The organism is Candidatus Poriferisodalis sp., from assembly GCF_965208485.1.
Classification (GTDB): domain Bacteria; phylum Actinomycetota; class Acidimicrobiia; order Acidimicrobiales; family Poriferisodalaceae; genus Poriferisodalis.
The window spans coordinates 1,626,973-1,642,043 of the sequence record NZ_OZ242344.1 but is presented as its reverse complement, the minus strand read 5'-3'; the positions used below and the strand labels follow the sequence as shown (position 1 = coordinate 1,642,043).

Annotated in this window: 17 protein-coding genes; 2 read left to right on the top strand and 15 right to left on the bottom strand. The window is 70.1% G+C overall.

All coding sequences use genetic code 11. The features are described from left to right. Positions 1 to 168 precede the first annotated feature (168 nt). Entirely contained in the window at positions 169 to 264 is a 96-nt protein-coding gene (locus tag ACOGXQ_RS07595) for a 30S ribosomal protein bS22 (RefSeq protein ID WP_323671112.1), read from the top strand. A 112-nt stretch (positions 265 to 376) separates the two neighbouring features. Here ACOGXQ_RS07595 and ACOGXQ_RS07590 read toward each other — a convergent pair whose 3' ends face one another. The 14 genes from ACOGXQ_RS07590 to ACOGXQ_RS07525 form a co-directional block, all read right to left on the bottom strand. Next, positions 377 to 1,210 carry a 4-(cytidine 5'-diphospho)-2-C-methyl-D-erythritol kinase gene (locus ACOGXQ_RS07590; RefSeq protein WP_419946804.1) on the bottom strand — a complete coding sequence of 278 codons (834 nt, stop codon included), beginning with the start codon at positions 1,208 to 1,210 and terminating at the stop codon, positions 377 to 379. A 7-nt stretch (positions 1,211 to 1,217) separates the two neighbouring features. Then, positions 1,218 to 2,066 carry a 16S rRNA (adenine(1518)-N(6)/adenine(1519)-N(6))-dimethyltransferase RsmA gene (gene rsmA, locus ACOGXQ_RS07585; RefSeq protein WP_419946803.1) on the bottom strand — a complete coding sequence of 283 codons (849 nt, stop codon included), beginning with the start codon at positions 2,064 to 2,066 and terminating at the stop codon, positions 1,218 to 1,220. Then, on the bottom strand, positions 2,063 to 2,854 hold the full coding sequence (locus tag ACOGXQ_RS07580) for a TatD family hydrolase (RefSeq protein ID WP_419946802.1): 792 nt from the start codon (positions 2,852 to 2,854) through the stop codon (positions 2,063 to 2,065). The genes rsmA and ACOGXQ_RS07580 overlap by 4 nt, the downstream gene beginning before the upstream one ends. Before the next feature lie 10 nt (positions 2,855 to 2,864). Then, complete coding sequence (locus ACOGXQ_RS07575) at positions 2,865 to 4,364, bottom strand: class I tRNA ligase family protein (RefSeq protein WP_419946801.1); 1,500 nt, start codon at positions 4,362 to 4,364, stop codon at positions 2,865 to 2,867. 62 nt (positions 4,365 to 4,426) lie between these two features. Next, positions 4,427 to 5,698 (bottom strand): glutamate-1-semialdehyde 2,1-aminomutase, encoded by a 1,272-nt coding sequence (locus tag ACOGXQ_RS07570; RefSeq protein WP_419946800.1) that lies wholly within the window; start codon positions 5,696 to 5,698, stop codon positions 4,427 to 4,429. 27 nt (positions 5,699 to 5,725) lie between these two features. Further along, positions 5,726 to 6,526 (bottom strand): uroporphyrinogen-III synthase, encoded by an 801-nt coding sequence (locus ACOGXQ_RS07565; protein ID WP_419946799.1) that lies wholly within the window; start codon positions 6,524 to 6,526, stop codon positions 5,726 to 5,728. Continuing rightward, a complete protein-coding gene (gene hemC / locus ACOGXQ_RS07560) occupies positions 6,519 to 7,406 on the bottom strand; it encodes a hydroxymethylbilane synthase (RefSeq protein ID WP_419946798.1) in 888 nt (295 codons plus the stop codon). Before hemC ends, ACOGXQ_RS07565 begins: the two co-directional genes overlap by 8 nt. An 11-nt stretch (positions 7,407 to 7,417) precedes the next feature. Next, positions 7,418 to 8,677, bottom strand: a complete 1,260-nt coding sequence (locus tag ACOGXQ_RS07555) for a glutamyl-tRNA reductase (RefSeq protein WP_419946797.1) — start codon at positions 8,675 to 8,677, stop codon at positions 7,418 to 7,420. A gap of 192 nt (positions 8,678 to 8,869) precedes the next feature. Then, a complete protein-coding gene (locus ACOGXQ_RS07550; RefSeq protein WP_419946796.1) occupies positions 8,870 to 9,700 on the bottom strand; it encodes an SAM-dependent chlorinase/fluorinase in 831 nt (276 codons plus the stop codon). A 25-nt stretch (positions 9,701 to 9,725) separates the two neighbouring features. Continuing rightward, positions 9,726 to 10,517, bottom strand: a complete 792-nt coding sequence (proC, locus tag ACOGXQ_RS07545; protein ID WP_419946795.1) for a pyrroline-5-carboxylate reductase — start codon at positions 10,515 to 10,517, stop codon at positions 9,726 to 9,728. A 213-nt stretch (positions 10,518 to 10,730) separates the two neighbouring features. Further along, complete coding sequence (locus ACOGXQ_RS07540; protein ID WP_419946794.1) at positions 10,731 to 11,207, bottom strand: YbjN domain-containing protein; 477 nt, start codon at positions 11,205 to 11,207, stop codon at positions 10,731 to 10,733. Between the two features lie 29 nt (positions 11,208 to 11,236). Further along, a complete protein-coding gene (locus ACOGXQ_RS07535) occupies positions 11,237 to 12,523 on the bottom strand; it encodes a glycosyltransferase (protein ID WP_419947361.1) in 1,287 nt (428 codons plus the stop codon). 124 nt (positions 12,524 to 12,647) lie between these two features. Next, the gene (locus ACOGXQ_RS07530) at positions 12,648 to 13,646 is read right to left on the bottom strand and encodes a hypothetical protein (protein WP_419946793.1); all 999 of its coding nucleotides are present in this window, start codon (positions 13,644 to 13,646) and stop codon (positions 12,648 to 12,650) included. 17 nt (positions 13,647 to 13,663) lie between these two features. After that, entirely contained in the window at positions 13,664 to 13,906 is a 243-nt protein-coding gene (locus ACOGXQ_RS07525; RefSeq protein ID WP_419946792.1) for a MoaD/ThiS family protein, read from the bottom strand. A 51-nt stretch (positions 13,907 to 13,957) separates the two neighbouring features. Here ACOGXQ_RS07525 and ACOGXQ_RS07520 point away from each other — a divergent pair, with 51 nt between their 5' ends. Then, the gene (locus ACOGXQ_RS07520; protein WP_419946791.1) at positions 13,958 to 14,668 is read left to right on the top strand and encodes a histidine phosphatase family protein; all 711 of its coding nucleotides are present in this window, start codon (positions 13,958 to 13,960) and stop codon (positions 14,666 to 14,668) included. Here the strand turns inward: ACOGXQ_RS07520 and ACOGXQ_RS07515 are convergent. Continuing rightward, positions 14,655 to 14,987 carry a hypothetical protein gene (locus ACOGXQ_RS07515; RefSeq protein ID WP_419946790.1) on the bottom strand — a complete coding sequence of 111 codons (333 nt, stop codon included), beginning with the start codon at positions 14,985 to 14,987 and terminating at the stop codon, positions 14,655 to 14,657. The two genes, ACOGXQ_RS07520 and ACOGXQ_RS07515, sit on opposite strands and share 14 nt — an antisense overlap. Between the last annotated feature and the right edge of the window lie 84 nt (positions 14,988 to 15,071).

Sequence of the window (15,071 nt, the reverse complement as noted above, 5' to 3'; positions counted from 1 at the left end):
CACGCAGTTGCTGCCGAACTGCTTCAGGATCAAGGGTAGCGACCCCGCTGGCGGCGACCCGCAGCGTCTTGCGGCAGTGCGCTGCGACGGCGTTGCCCGAGACTGCCAAGCCTCGCTGCGGCGGTGCTCGTGCTGCGCCGACACCGAGGCGATAGCGTTCACCTCTCGATGGGATCGCTGGTCAAGAAGCGCCGCAAGCGGATGCGCAAGAAGAAGCACCGCAAGATGCTGCGGCGTACGCGTTACCAGCGCCGCAACCGCTGATCCGGCTGTTCGCTGCTCTCTGCGCCCGGCGACGCTGCCCTTGCTGCGCAGATCGGTGCAGAACCGGCCGCTCAGCAGCGTCTCTTGCGTCAGTCGCGGGAAGCTTGGGCAGTCACAGGCGTCCGATCGTGCGTGCCTGCACGGCACTGACACCGCCGTTGGGGAACATGCCCCCAAGCACCCCGTGGGGCGCAGGCACGAACCAGGTGCCGCCGCTGCCGGCCAGCTGCGGCGTACGCCCCGTGGCCTCCTCGAGATCGTCGCGCCATGCTCTGAGCCCGGGATAGGCAGCCAGCGCAGCCAGCTCGAGATCGTTGGCATTCGGGCCGGACGGGCCGCCCAGCTTGTCCCAGGCGCCATACACCGTGGCGGTGTCGACCTCGATGGGCGGCGTCCACAGCACGAAGGACTGGCGCCGGAACCCGAGCGGCTCGACAATCTCACCGATGCCGCTGACGTGGGCACGTCCGCCCACGAGGCAGAAGGCGACATCGGCGCCCAGCGACGCCGCCTGCCGAGCGCTGACGAGCTGCTCTGGTGCCGAGCCGGCTCTTCGGGCCAGGCGGTTAGCCCAGCGCAGCACAGCCGCCGCATCGGCCGATCCCCCGCCCAGCCCCGCACCGGGCGGGATGCGCTTGCGAACCTCGACATGCGCCGTGCGCCCGACCAGTTCGAGCGCCCGCATCACCAAGTTGTCGCCACCGGCGGGAATGTCCCACCCGCCGTCGGGCGCCTCAGGTGACCGACCGCCGACGGGCACCACCTTGACCGTCGAGGTCGAACTGGGATGGATGATCACCTCGTCGCACAGGTCCAGCGTGACCATCTCGGCGTCGATCAGGTGGTAGCCGTCGGCACGGTCGCCGGTGATGCGCAGCGTCAGCGTCAGCTTGGCCGGCGCCAGCAGCCTCACCGGTGCAGGGGGAGCAGACCCGCCGGATGACATGGCGGCCTCAGCGGGGTCCTTGGGCGACCGCCGAAACGCCGGCCAAGCGGATCCAGTCGGGCAGTCCGAGCTGCTCGGGACGCTCAGTCGGATCCACCTCGGCCTCAGCGAGCGCTGCGTCGGCATCAACGAACTCACTGCACAGCGTGCGGCGCAGCATCTGGCGGCGGTGCGCGAACGCGATGGTGACCAGCCGATAGATCTCGCTGCGCAGCCCAGGCGCCAGCGCTGGCGCCCGCCGGGTGATGCGCACAAGCGTCGACCTCACCTCCGGTCGGGGGAAGAAGACCGTGGACGGCACGTTGCCGGCCAGTTCGGCGTGAGCGTGAACGGCGACCTTCACCGAGACGGCACCGTAGGCACCGCTGCCAGGCCCGGCTGCCAGCCGCTCGGCGGCCTCCCGCTGGCACATCACCAGCAGGTCGGTCACGGCCGGCACGCCGTCGAGCACGTCGAGCACCAGCGAGGTAGCGATGTTGTAGGGCAGGTTCGCCACGAGGTGCCAGCCCGCACCCCCCGCCAGCGCGTCCCAGTCGAGGCGGCGAGCGTCCGCCTGCACCACCGTCACCGTGTCGTCGTGCGGACCGGTCACCTCGCGCAGCAGCGGCACGAGCCGGCTGTCGGTCTCGACGGCCACGACCTGGGCACCGGTCTCTGCCAAGGCCAGCGTCAGCGAACCCAGCCCGGCGCCGACCTCGACGACGCGATCGCCCGGGCCGACGCACGCGAGGCGTGCAATGCGACGAACCGTGTTCGGATCGACGACGAAGTTCTGGCCGAGGCTGCGGCGTGGTGCGGCGCCCGCCCGCTCCAGCATTTCCTTGATCGCAGGCGCACTCAGCAGCTGCGAGCTCATGTCGCCGTGGAGGCTGAGCCGAGTCCGAAGACGCGCACCGCATTGGCAGTCGTCTCGGCGGCGACCTGCGCAACCGGGACGCCGCGCGCCGCAGCCACCGCCTCGCCCACGAAACGCACCCAGCTCGGCCGGTTCTGCTTGCCCCGCTTGGGCACCGGTGCCAGATACGGCGCATCGGTCTCGACGAGGTACCGATCGGCCGGCACGAGCGCTGCGGCATCACGTATCTCGCCGGCGTTGCGAAACGACACGATGCCGCTGAACGACACCGATGCCCCGCGGTCCAACGCTGCCCGAGCCTCGTCGGAACCTCCGGTGAAGCAATGGAACACGGTGCCAGGGGGCACCCCCTCTGCGTCGAGCACGTCGAAGGTGTCTTCCCAAGCGTCTCGACTGTGAATGACCAGCGTCAGCCCGTAGCGGTGTGCCATGGCGATCTGAGCGGCGAACGCCTCGCGCTGGGCGGCGCGATCGGAGTGCTCGTAGTAGTAGTCCAGCCCGCACTCGCCAATCGCGACCGGCGTCTCCCCGGCGGCGATCAATCGCTCCAAGGCATCGAGGGCCGCCGGGCCTTCGTCGGCATCGTGCGGGTGCAACCCGATGGTGGCGACCACGCCCGGCAGCGTGCGGGCACGTTCCAGTGCAGCGATGCTGTGCTCTACGTCGGTGCCGATGTCGACGATCCATGCCACACCGTCCTGGCGGGCCTCGGCCACCAGATCGGCGCCGCCATTGGTCAGGTGGCAGTGGCTGTCCACCCAGACCTCGGCGTCGGGCACTGGGTTCATCGCCGCCACGTCACCGCAGGCGGGGATACAGCGGCGCGCCGGTCGACACCGCCAAGCCGCCGGGATAACCGCCCCACGCCGCGGCCTCGGGAAGGCGCTGATCGGCGACGGAACCCTCCATGCCGATGCGCCGCCACACCTCCTCGCAGCCCCGCGGCGTCGCCACCGACGCCAGGATCGCCACGATCCGCAGCGCCTCGAGTGCGTCGCCCAGCACGGCGTCCACCTCGGGACCCGGGTCGGCCTTCCACGGCTCGGTCGCCTCGAGCAGGGCATTGGTCTCGCGGATGATCCGCCAGGTGGCGTCAAGCGCTTCCGAGGGCGCCAGCCGCTCCCAGGCGTCGGCTGTCTCGGCAACGCAGGCGGCGACGGCTGCCGTCAACGGGCTGTCGGGGCGCGGCGCGGGCCCGATGCCGCCGCATTTGCGGCCCACCACGGTGGCCACCCGGCTCATCAGGTTTCCCAGGTTGTTGGCCAAGTCGGCGTTGTAGCGGGCCACCATTCCCTCATAGGAGAAATCCCCGTCAGGGCCGAAGGCTTGGTCGTGCAGGAAGTGGTGCCGCACGCCGTCGCTGCCGAAGTCGGCCACCAGGTCGCCCGGGGCGATCTGGTTGAGCGCCGTCTTGGACATCTTCTCGCCGCCCACCAGCAGGAAGCCGTGCACGTGCACCCGCCGCGGCGGCAGCAACCCGCCGCTCATCAGCATCGCCGGCCAGTACACACAGTGGAATCGCAGGATGTCCTTGCCAATGAGATGCACACCCGGCCAGCGATGGGCGAACTGGGCGTCGTCGCTGGCGTATCCCGCGGCGGTGATGTAGTTGGTGAGGGCGTCGAACCAGACATAGGTGACATGCTTCCGATCCCAAGGAATGCGTATGCCCCAGTCGAGCGATGTGCGGCTGATGGAGAAGTCCTGCAGCCCGCCGCGGATGAACCCGAGCGCCTCGTTGCGCCGGGTGTCGGGCACCACGAAATCCGGATGGGCCTCGTACCAGTCCAGCAGGGGCTTCTCGTAGCGGCTGAGCGAGAAGAAGTAGTTCTCCTCGGTGACGTGCTCGACCGGGCGTCGGTGGATGGGACAGAGTCCGTCGTCGAGGTCGTCTTCGGTGAAGTAGGCCTCGCAGCTCACGCAGTACAGGCCCTCGTAGGTCTGCAGTGCGATGTCGCCGTTGTCGTAGCAGGCCTGCAGCAGCTGCTGCACCGAATGGTGATGACGCGGCTCGCTGGTGCGGATGAAGTCGTCGTTGGCGATGTCGAGCTGCTGCCACGCCTCCTGGAAGCGCACGACCGTGCGGTCGGCCCATTCGATGGGGGCGCAGCTGTTCTCTTGGGCTGCCCGCTGCACTTTGAGGCCGTGCTCGTCGGTGCCGGTCAGGAACATGACGTCGTCGCCGCGCAGCCGGTTCCAGCGGGCGACCGCGTCGGCGGTGATGGTGGTGTACGCGTGCCCGATGTGAGGAGCGTCGTTCACGTAGTAGATCGGCGTCGTGACGTAGTAGGAAGCCACGCCAGCACCCTAGTGAGGGGCGGCAACCGGCCTCGCGGTGTCGCCGCGGCTGCATCGGAGACTCAGGCGGCAGCGGCGGCAGCGGCGAGGGCTTCGTCGATGATGTCGGGGGTGTGGGCGAGGCCGACGAAGATCGCCTCGTAGGCGCCGGGGGCGAAGGCCACGCCACGCCGCAGCAGCTCGGCATGCAGCCGGGCGTAGGCCTCCTCGTCGGTCGAGCGGGCATCGTCGTAGTCGACCGGCACCCAGCCCGGCTCGGGACCGGCGCCGCAGTAGAGGCCCACCAGCGTGCCGACCTGGCTGACCACGGCGTCGAAGCCCGCGCCCGCGAGCGTGTCGCGCAGGCCGTCGGCGAGCTGACCGGCGCGGGTCTCCAGCTCTGTGTAAGCCGTCGGCGTGAGCAGGTCCAGCGCGGCAAGGCCTGCTGCGGTCGCGAGCGGGTTTCCCGACAAGGTCCCGGCCTGATAGACGGGGCCGGTCGGCGCCAAGGTCTCCATGATCTCCGAACGCGCGCCGAGGGCCCCGATGGGCAGCCCGCCGCCGATGACCTTGCCGAAGCACGAGATGTCCGGCGTCACGCCGTACCGCTCGGCTGCACCGCCCGAGCCGAGGCGGAAACCGGTGATGACCTCATCGAAGACCAGCAGCGCGCCAGCGGCATCGCACGCTTGTCGCAGGCCCTCCAGGAAGCCCGGCGTCGGCGGGACGAGTCCCATGTTCGCCGCCACGGGCTCGACCACCACGGCGGCCACCTGGTCGTCGAGTTCGGGCACCACGTTGTAGGGCACGACGACCGTGTCGGCCACGGCGCTGGGCGGCACCCCGGCTGAGCCGGACAGGCCGAGCGTGGCGACACCGCTGCCGCCCGCGGCCAGCAGCGCATCCGCGTGGCCGTGGTAGCAGCCTGCGAACTTGACGATCCGCGGTCGCTCCGTGCAGCCGCGCGCCAGCCGCACCGCGGTCATCGTGGCTTCGGTGCCGCTGCTGACCAGCCGCACCTGGTCGACCCCCGGCGCGGCGTTCGCGATGCGCTCGGCCAGCGCCACTTCGCGTGCGGTGGGTGCGCCATAGGACGTGCCCTGCGCTGCGGCGGCAGCGATCGCCTCGGTGATCGCCGGATGCGCATGGCCCGCGATGATCGCCCCGTAGGACTGCACGAAGTCGATGCAGCGGCGGCTCTCGGCATCGGTGACGTACGCCCCGCTGGCGGACTCGACGAAGTACGGCGTCCCGCCCACCGCGCCGAATGCACGCACTGGAGAGTTGACGCCTCCGGGTATCACCCGCCGAGCAGCTTCAAACAACTCGGCGTTCGTGGTGGTCGGCCCGGTCACGGCCCGCAGCGTAGGGCTGCAGGCCCCTCAGGACTCTGCCGGAACTGCGCGTTCGTCGAGTGCGGCTGCGACCGCCTCGACGAGACCTGCGTCGGACGGGCGTGGGGCAACAGCGGCAACGGCTACACCGGCTTCGGCGCAGGCGGCCGCAGTGGTGCGACCGATGCAGACGACCTTGGCCTTCACCGGTGTGCCGCCCGTTTGGCTCAGGTGGCCATTCACCGCAGAGGGCGAGGCGAAGATCACCGCATCTGCCGCGGCCACATCGGCGATGAGATGGTCGGACAGCGTCGGCGTCACCGTGCGGTAGGCGCTGACTGCGGTCACCTTCCAGCCGCGGGCGCGCAGGCCGGTGACGAGATCGGGTCGGGCCCCGGCCGAGTGCGGTACGAAGCAGGCGTCAGAGGGACCCGGATCGGCGAATGCAGCGGCCAAGCCGGCGCCGTCGTGCTGATCGGGCACGAGATTGGCGGGTCGGTCCAGCTCGGCTTGGACCCGAGCCGCCGTCGACGGTCCCACCGCGGCAACTCGTACGCGCGCAAAGCCGCGGCGGACACCCCGGCGGTCAGCGCGTGCGAGGGTCGCCGCGACGGCGTTCGGCGAACTGAACACCGCCCAGCTGAACTGATCGAGCCGCATCAGCGCGTCGTCGAGCGGCTGACCGCCGTCCAGCGGCGGCACCACCGCGATGGCTGAGGCGACCACCGGGATCGCCCCCTGCTGACGAAGGATCCCGGCCAAAGGGTCGGCTTGATGCGACGCGCGCGTCACGACGACGGTCCGGCCGGCGAGCGCGTCGCAGCGGTCGGGGGAACCGCGGTCACCCATCTGCGGTCCCGGTGCGCGTCAGCAGCTCACGCGCCAAGGCGACACCGAGCGTCTCACCGTCAGCGTCATTGCCCGAGGCGCGCTCGATCCTGCTGCCATCAGGGGTTGCCAGCAGCGCGGTCATCTGCACGCTCCCGTCGGCGTCGATGGCGGCATGTGCCCCGGCCGGCAGGTCACAGCCGCCGCCCAGTGTCCGCAGGAATGCACGCTCGGCATCGACGCAGCGCGAGGTGGGGGGGTGGATGATCCCAGCCACGGCAGCCGCCGCAGCGTCGTCACCGGCGCGGTGCTCGATCGCGATGGCGCCCTGCCCGACTTGGGGCACCAATTCGTCGGGGCTGAATCGCTGCGCGATCCGGCGCGACTCGCCCAGCCGTTCCAGCGCCGCCGCGGCCACGATGACGGCGTCGACGTCGGGCCGGTCGGCCGCCGCGATACGGCGTGCCATGTTGCCGCGCAAGCCGACGAAGCGCAGATCGGGCCGCAGGTCGGCCAACTGGCATTGGCGTCGCTGCGACCCAGTCGCCACGACCCCACCGCGCCGGATGTGATCGAGTGCCTGCCCGACGAGCGCATCGCACGCGTCGCCGCGCTCGAGGCAGCCCCCGAGCGTGAGTCCTGCGGTGGGCTCGGATCGCATGTCCTTCGCGCTGTGCACCGCCAGGTCGGCGCGTCCGTCAAGCACCGCCGCCTGCACACCGGTCACGAACACTCCCCGACCTGACATCTGCGAGATCGGCGTGGACAGATCCGCATCAACGGCAGTGGACACCGGCACCAGCTCGATCGCGGACCCGGACCATCCGGCTGCCGCCAGCTCCGTTCCCGCGGCGCGCGCTTGCCATGTCGCCAGCGGGCTCGATCGTGTCGCGATCCTCACGCGGTCAAGAGCTACAAATCGAACAGGTCGCGCACCGAGTCGGCGAGCCGGTCGCCCTTGGCCTTGCCCGCAGCAGAGCGCAAGGCCACCGTGGGCTGATGCAGCAGCTTGTTCACGAAGGCCTTCGTGGCCCGGTCGAGCGCCTCGCGCGCGTCGTCGTCCATCCGGGGATCAGCAGCTAGCGCGCGCTCGACTTCGGCCTGGCGCACGGCCTCCGCCCGGCCCCGCAGGGACTCGATCAGCGGCGCCATCTCCCGAGCGGAGCGGTCGGCGGCAAAACGCTCGATCTCGTCGGCCAGGATCGTCTCGACCGCCGCCACCTCCGTCCGCCTGCTGGCCTGGCCGGCGTGGGCGAAACGCGACAAGTCGTCCATGTCGAGCAGGGTGACACCCGGAATGCGGGCTACCGCCGGGTCGACATCGCGCGGCACCGCGATGTCCACGATCAGCAGCGGACGCCCGGCGCGACGCTCGATGACCTCTCCCACGCTGGCGTGGTCGACAATGACCGAGGTGGCGCCCGTCGATGTCAGCAGCACGTCGACTTCGACGAGCGCATCTTCGAGGCTGCCCAGCGGCAGGTGACGGCCGCCGACTCGCGCGGCCAAGTCCTCGGCGTGCGACGGCGTGCGGTTCGCGACCTGCACCGACGCGGGGCCGGCTGCCGCGAGCGCGACGACCATGCCGTCCGCCATCTCGCCGGCACCCACTACGAGCACATGGCGATCTGACAGCGAGCCGAGGTGGGTGACCGCCATGTGGACCGCCGCGTGGCTGATCGATGCGGTGCCCCGTGCGATGCCGGTCTCGGTGCGGGCGCGCTTGCCGGCGCTGACGCCATAACGGAACAGCTGATTCAGCACCGTGCCGACGGTGCCCTCAGCACGGGCCGTGTCCCAGGCAGTGCGAACCTGGCCCAGGATCTCGTGCTCTCCCAGCACCGCCGATTCCAGGCCGCTGGCGACCCGGAACAAGTGGTGCGCTGCGGCGTCGTCATAGTGGACGTAGAGATGGTCGGACAGCTCAGTCGGCGCTGCGCCCGACAGGGTGCAGAAGAAGTCGCGCAGTTCGCCGAATGCGGCGTGGAACTTCTCGGCGAAGACGTACACCTCGGTGCGGTTGCACGTGGAGACGACGGCCGCCTCGCTGACATGCTCGCAGGAGGCGAGATCGCTCAGTCGTTTCGGCACGTCGGCGGCGGCGACCGTGCAGCGCTCCAGCAACTCGAGCGGTGCGCTGCGATGGCTCACGCCCATGACAACGATGGACACGTGGACTACCCAGGGTTCGGGAATGCGGCCCGCACAGTCTCGCCGATGCACCACCCTGTTTCCACGCGTTCCGCACAGCCTCGCGTAAGAAATTCAGCCCGGCCGCTCAGGCGAAGAAGAAGACCATCCTGATCGTCGCCGCGATCAGGATGAGGGCCGCGAGCGCGGCCAGCACGATCGCCGTGCGCGGACTCATGTCGCCCCGCGCAGTCGTACTTCGGTGCCCGCGGCAAAGCCGAGGTGGGTGGCGCTCCCGCCGGCGACGGTGAGCTCCAGCAGGCCGTAAGGATCATCAGACAGCGCGAGGCTCCCGGAAGGGGGCGAGCCGGGCGGCGCGATCTGGACTGTCTGGGTATTCGTCTCCGCTGCGACACCCGCGCGCGCCGTCGAGGTCCATTCCGCGACCAGCACTTGCCCGAGCGGGGCCAGCACCTCGCGGTCCACGTTGAGCTGCACAGTTCCCCAGCGCGTGATCGACAGGACCTCCGCCGTCACCGAGCCGTCTGCTTCGGTGCGCGGCACGGCAACGAGGGAGGGCAGCAGCAGGCTCGGATCGATCGGCTCCCCCAGCGTCTCGAGTCGCTCTCCTGCTGCGAGCCGGCCCGCAGCGGGTGCCAGCACATCTCGAGCCGGGTGCAGTGCCTGCACGCCGGCGGCCCCATCATCCGCGCCGATGCGGACCGCCGCATCTGCACCGCCCACCGCGGCCGCGGCCGCGGCCAGCACGCCATTGTCGGGTCCGACCAGCATCGACTGCCCGTCGCCCACGGATACGGCGATCGCCTCCCGATCCAGCCGCCGACCCACTGACGCCAGCACCACCCCGGGCGCAAGATGCGGCACGCTGCGCACGAGCATCAGCGCTGCGGTGCGGGTGTCGCTCGGGTCGACGTGGTGGCACAGGTCGATCACTGCGGCGTGGGGCGCAGCCTGGCGGATGATCGAGTGGATGAGTCCCACTGACTCGTCATGGGCGCCCAGGTCGCTCAGGCAGGTGACGGTGTCGAACCCCTTCATCTCCATCGGCCGCGAATCCGTTCGCCTTCGGTCAGGAAGCCCCGAGCTCGGTGGACCTGCGCGTTGCCGCCTCGACGGCGGCAGCGAAGGCCGCTCGCACGCCGTGGCTCTCCAGTTCGCGCAGACCGGCGGCGGTGGTGCCGCCCGGCGAGGTCACATCGGCTCGAAGTTCGGCCGGCGGGCGACCGTCGGCCAGCAGCGTTGCGGCGCCCAGCAGCGTCTGGTTGGCCAGCTCGGCTGCGACTGGACGGGCCAGGCCCATGAGCACACCCGCCTCGATCATCGCTTCGGCCACAAGAAAGACGTAGGCGGGCCCCGAGCCCGACAGCCCGGTGACGGCATCCATGAGGTGTTCGGGGACTCGTACGACACGGCCCACCGAGCCCAAGATCTCCTCGGCCCACGCGAGGTCGGCGTCGGTGGCTCGGTCGTTCCCGCAGATCGCTGCGGCGCCTTGGGATGCGAGGGCCGGCGTGTTGGGCATCGCGCGCACAATCGGCGTGCTGGTGCCCGCCGCGCCGTCGAGCGTTGCCAGCGTCACCCCGGCGGCAATCGACAGGATCCGCTCGGTGCCGGCCGCCGTGACCTTCGCCGCCACGTCCGGGACGACATCGGGCTTGGTGGCCAATATGGCGCCAGCCGACGCGACGACATGATCCGTAGTCGACACGCCGTAACAGCTCGCCAGCTCATCTCGGCGAGCCGCGATCGGCTCGGTCACGCCGATGCTCTCCGCGGAGCGACCGGCAGCCAGCAGTCCGCCCAGAAGCGCTTCGCCCATCTTTCCGCCGCCCACGATCAGCAGTTCGACCCCAGATGTCATGTGGTCACGGTACCGGACGGCATCCGAACCGCTGCCGGGAGATCGGGGTGGCGGCGATTCTCCTCGGCGCCAGGTGGCGCGGGATCTCACCCGCTGGGTGGTGCCGGGGCATTCGTTGAGAATGGGGCACTTCCCTGCATGCCTGCCGCCGAATGCCCCGGCAAGCACTGAATTAATCAGAAATAAATGAAAGTTGTCAAGAGAATTTCGGCACTACTTCTCGAAGGCCAGTCGCAGCAGTGTCGAGAAGTCCCGTTCGATATAGGCCCACAGCGAGCCCACGATCCGGTCCAGCTCGTCCTCGTCGACGCAATGGGTTCCGAGTTCGCCCGTGAGGAACAGGGCGTCCTCGGGTCCGATGCCGTACTGGGCGCCGACCAGCGAGTAGTTGCGTCGCAGGACGAAGTCAGCCACCTCCGATGCTCGTTGCGGCGGTGTCGGCAGCACGTACGACTCGTAGGCCAGCGTTCGCTGCCGCAGCGTCAGCCACACGGCAATGACATCGCGGGACTCCCCTGCCAGGCGCACGTACCAGCGGCGGGGCACCTCGTCATCGCGCGTCACGTCCAGCAGCAACGGGCGGTCGTCGGGCGCAGCGGACTCTTGCGAACTGGCCCAAGCGGCCAGCCAGGCGTCCATGCGCGCCTCCAGCCGGTCGAGCTCGGCGTCGGTGGCTGGGCGGCGAGTCATGCGGCCTCACTCATGCACAGCCGTGTGTTTCATGCGCAAGCGACCAGCTCGCGACGGGCTGTGGCGTCGAACGCTGCCAGTGCCACTGCGGCGCTCGCCAACCAGCTGAACCGCTCTGCCCGTCGTGAGCCTTCATCGCCCAGCCGCAGTGCCAGCAGCGGATCGGTCAGGATGTCCGACACCCGCCTCGCGTACGCGTCGCTGTCGCGACCCGCGACGAGATAGCCGGTCCGGCCTTCGGCGACGCTGTCACGCAAGCCTCCGACATCGGCGGCAACGACGGGCGTCCCGCAGGCTGCGGCCTCCAGGGCAACCAGGCCGAACGACTCCGAACGGCTCGGCACGAGGCACACGTCGGCCGCCCGGTAGTAGGTGGACAGCAGGTGGTGCGGAAGCGGATCGACGAACCGCACGCACCCGGCAAGCCCCAACTCCTCAGTCATCGAGCGAAGCCGAGCGAGCGTGGCCTCGCCGTCGGGTCCGCTCGGGCCTCCCACGATGACCAGCTGGGCATCTCTGCCTGCCGGGGCGCCTGCCCTCGTCGCCGCAAGGATCTCGAGCGCCAGTTCAGCACCCTTGAGCGGCTGGAGCCGGCCGACGAACAGCAGCACCGGCCCGGGGGGGAGATCGATGGCTGCGCGTGCCGCGTGCCGCTGGCCGGGGGCGAACATCGCCCGATTCACGCCGGGGGTCAGCACATGCACGCGCTCTGGCGGGAGGTCGTAGAGGGCGTGCAGCTGGGCAGCCTCGGCATCACCGGAGGTGAAGACGGCATCCGCGCAGTCGATGATCCGCTGTTCTGCTTCGCCGCGATGACGCGGTTCGGTGTCGCCGGCGCTGGTCTTGACGCGCCCCAGCGTGTGGAACGTGACCGCGAGCGGGATGCCCGAGCGGTGCTTCAACAAGTGGCCGGCTATGCCGCTCAGCCAGTAGTGCGCATGGATGGTGTCGACCGGTCGTCGGGCCAAGTGCTCGCCGACGCGGTCGGCAAAAGCAGCGGCGACGACCGGCAAGTCGTCCTTGGCGAGTGACGGCTTGCCGGTGTCGATGTGCGTGACGCGCACGCTGGGTTCCACGTCGACGGTCTCGGGCTGTGACCGATCGGTGCGCCTGGTGAAGACGTCGCAGCTCACCCCGTGATGCGCGAGCGCGGCAGTCAGCTCGCGCACGTACACATTCAGGCCCCCGCCGTCACCGCTGCCCGGCTGGTGCAGCGGCGAGGTGTGCAAGCACAGCACCGCAACCGATGAGACGCCGACGCGGTCATGTGCTGCGCTTCGAACGACGGGATCTCGTCGGGGATCAGCCGGTGCCATGGACGCCACGGCCGCTAACGCTACGCAGATGGCCGCTCCGCCACGATCAACAGCCACGATCAATCGCTGTGCCGGGGCATTCCTGAACGCCTCTGACCTGAACGCCTTTGAATGGTGTCGCCGCTCAGATCGTCAAGAGCCCCAACCCCCACATCCACACGAGCGCCGTGATGCTGAGCGAATCGAGCCTGCGCACCGCCCAAGGAGTGCCCGCACGCGGCCGCATTGGCGCGAACCCTGCGCGGTGCCCGCGCGCAGCCGGATCGGCGGCGGCTGAGCGCGCGGAAGACCACCCATCTGAGAGCCGGGTGTCGGGTGGAACTGCCGGGACTGTCGCAGCGCGGGCCAACGCGGGCCCCAGCGGCAGCGTAAGGACTGCGATCACGCCGTACCGGCTGACGTCGGAGGGCGCGAAGGGCGGCACGCTCAGACCGGTCAGCGCGAAGACAGCCGCTGCCGCTGCGACTGCACCCACCAAGGGACCCCGCAGTCCCGGTGGGCGCTCCGCCGCTGTGACGTACGCACCCGCGTCGTAGGAAGCCGCAGCTGCGACCAGCACCAGCGCTGCACCCGACGAGTAGCGGGCCACCGCCGCCGCGCATGCCGCCGCCGCGCCGACCTGCATCCAGCAGCGGACCAGCTGTCCCGCCCGGGCCAGCACCCTTGGCTGCGTGACCGGTTGAGACCGCGCAGCATCCGTCGCTGCGCGGTCGCCCCGCAACGATCCGGCCACGATGAAGCTGGCGATGACTGCCGTCCCGAGCACCACACCCGCCAAGCGGGTATCGAAGATGCCGGCGAGTCCGACCGCGCCCGCGAGCGCAGCAGCCGGAAGGCGGAAACGAGGATCACCCACGACAGCAGCGGCGCCTGACGGAAGTCGGGGCGACCGGGGCGCGGCATCCAGAGTGCCGGGCAGGCTCGCTGCTTGCCAAGCACCGAGCGCGGCCACAGCAGACACGAGCAGGCCGAAGACTGCCGCGCCTGCCCACAGTGCAGCGATGAGTACGGCGAGCCACAACACACCCGCGGTGATGCTGGCATCGCCCCACGCAGCCGGCGGCCCGAGCCACAGCGCTGCGGAGCGAACCCACGCCACCGACGCCGCCGACGTCACGCTCACGCCACCGACGCCGCCGCTCAGCCGCCCGACACGGGCGGCAAGACGGCGATCTCGTCCCCGGTGCTCAGCTGCGCCACGGGATCCGCAGGTTCGCCGTTCAGCCAGACCCGACTGGTTGCCAGCACGGCGCTGAAGCCCTCGTCGAAATGCGTCTTGGCCCAGTTCAGCGCATCGGCGACCGATGACGCCTCGGTTTGCGTGACGCCGACCCCAGCCGCCTCGCGCGCTCCCGCGAACAGGCGGATCGTCACGATGGGCATCGCCGTGATGCTACCGATCTGCGCTGATCAGGCCAGCTACGGTCGGGTGTCGTGACACAGCCTTCAGAACTGCTCGCGGTGCGGCATGGCCAGTCCGAGTGGAATCTGCGCGGACGCTGGCAAGGACAGGCCGATCCGCCGTTGACGGACTTGGGCGAGCGCCAGGCCGAGATTGCTGCTGACGCTTTGGCGGCGACGCTCGCTGCCGCGGACGACGGCTGTGGGTGGCGGACGCCCGCGCTGCGCGGGGGTGACCTGCACATCAGCGGGCATGCGTTCGACTTGCCCGCGTTCGACCTCATCGTGTCGAGCGACTTGCAGCGGGCGCGCCGGACCGCGGAGATCATCGCCAAGCAACTCGGCGTCAGCGATGTCGTGACCGATGAGCAGTTGCGCGAGCGCAAGGCTGGTCCGTGGGAAGGCCTCACCCGCGCCGAGATCGATGAAGGCTGGCCGGGCGATGTCGCAGCCAGGAGGTGGCCAACCGGCTTCGAGTCCGAGGACAGCATCGCCCGTCGGCTGCTTCCGGCGCTGCGGCGGCACCTCTCGGTCTGCGGTCGTGTCCTGCTGGTCGGCCACGCAGGTGTGCTCAAGACCATCGACGCGCGCGTCGGCCTCAGCGACGAGCGTGTGCCCAATCTCGCCGGTCGCTGGTTCTGGCTGGACGGCGCCGCTGCGGACGCGAGCTGGGACTGGGATCAGCTGGAACCCCGCAACAGGGTCGAGCTCGTCTCCTCCGACACGGACCTCATGATCGAGTAGCAGCGCCGGATGATCGAGTAGCAGCGCCGGCCGGGTCGTCTCGCTCGCCGACGGACGGATCGGCGAGCCAAGCGGTGACGGCCGCCGGATCCGCATCGTCATCGGCGAGCAGGCCCAAGGTTCGCTCCGCCCGCGCCAAATCGTCCTCGATGGCGCCGAGAGCGGCATCAGTCAGAATCTCACCTGAAGTCGCCGGGTCCTGCGGCGCTGAGGCGGCAGACGACTCGGCGGGCACCGCTGCAAGGCTAGCGCCGCTATGCACTGCAGCCGAGGCCAACAGCACGACGAACAGCGCGCCCGCCCCGAAGAGGGTCCGCACGATGACTCGCGACGACTTGCGGCGTGTGGCGCTGGATGTCGCTGCGAAGGCTGTCACATCCCGGCGCGCCGTCGGGCGCCTCCC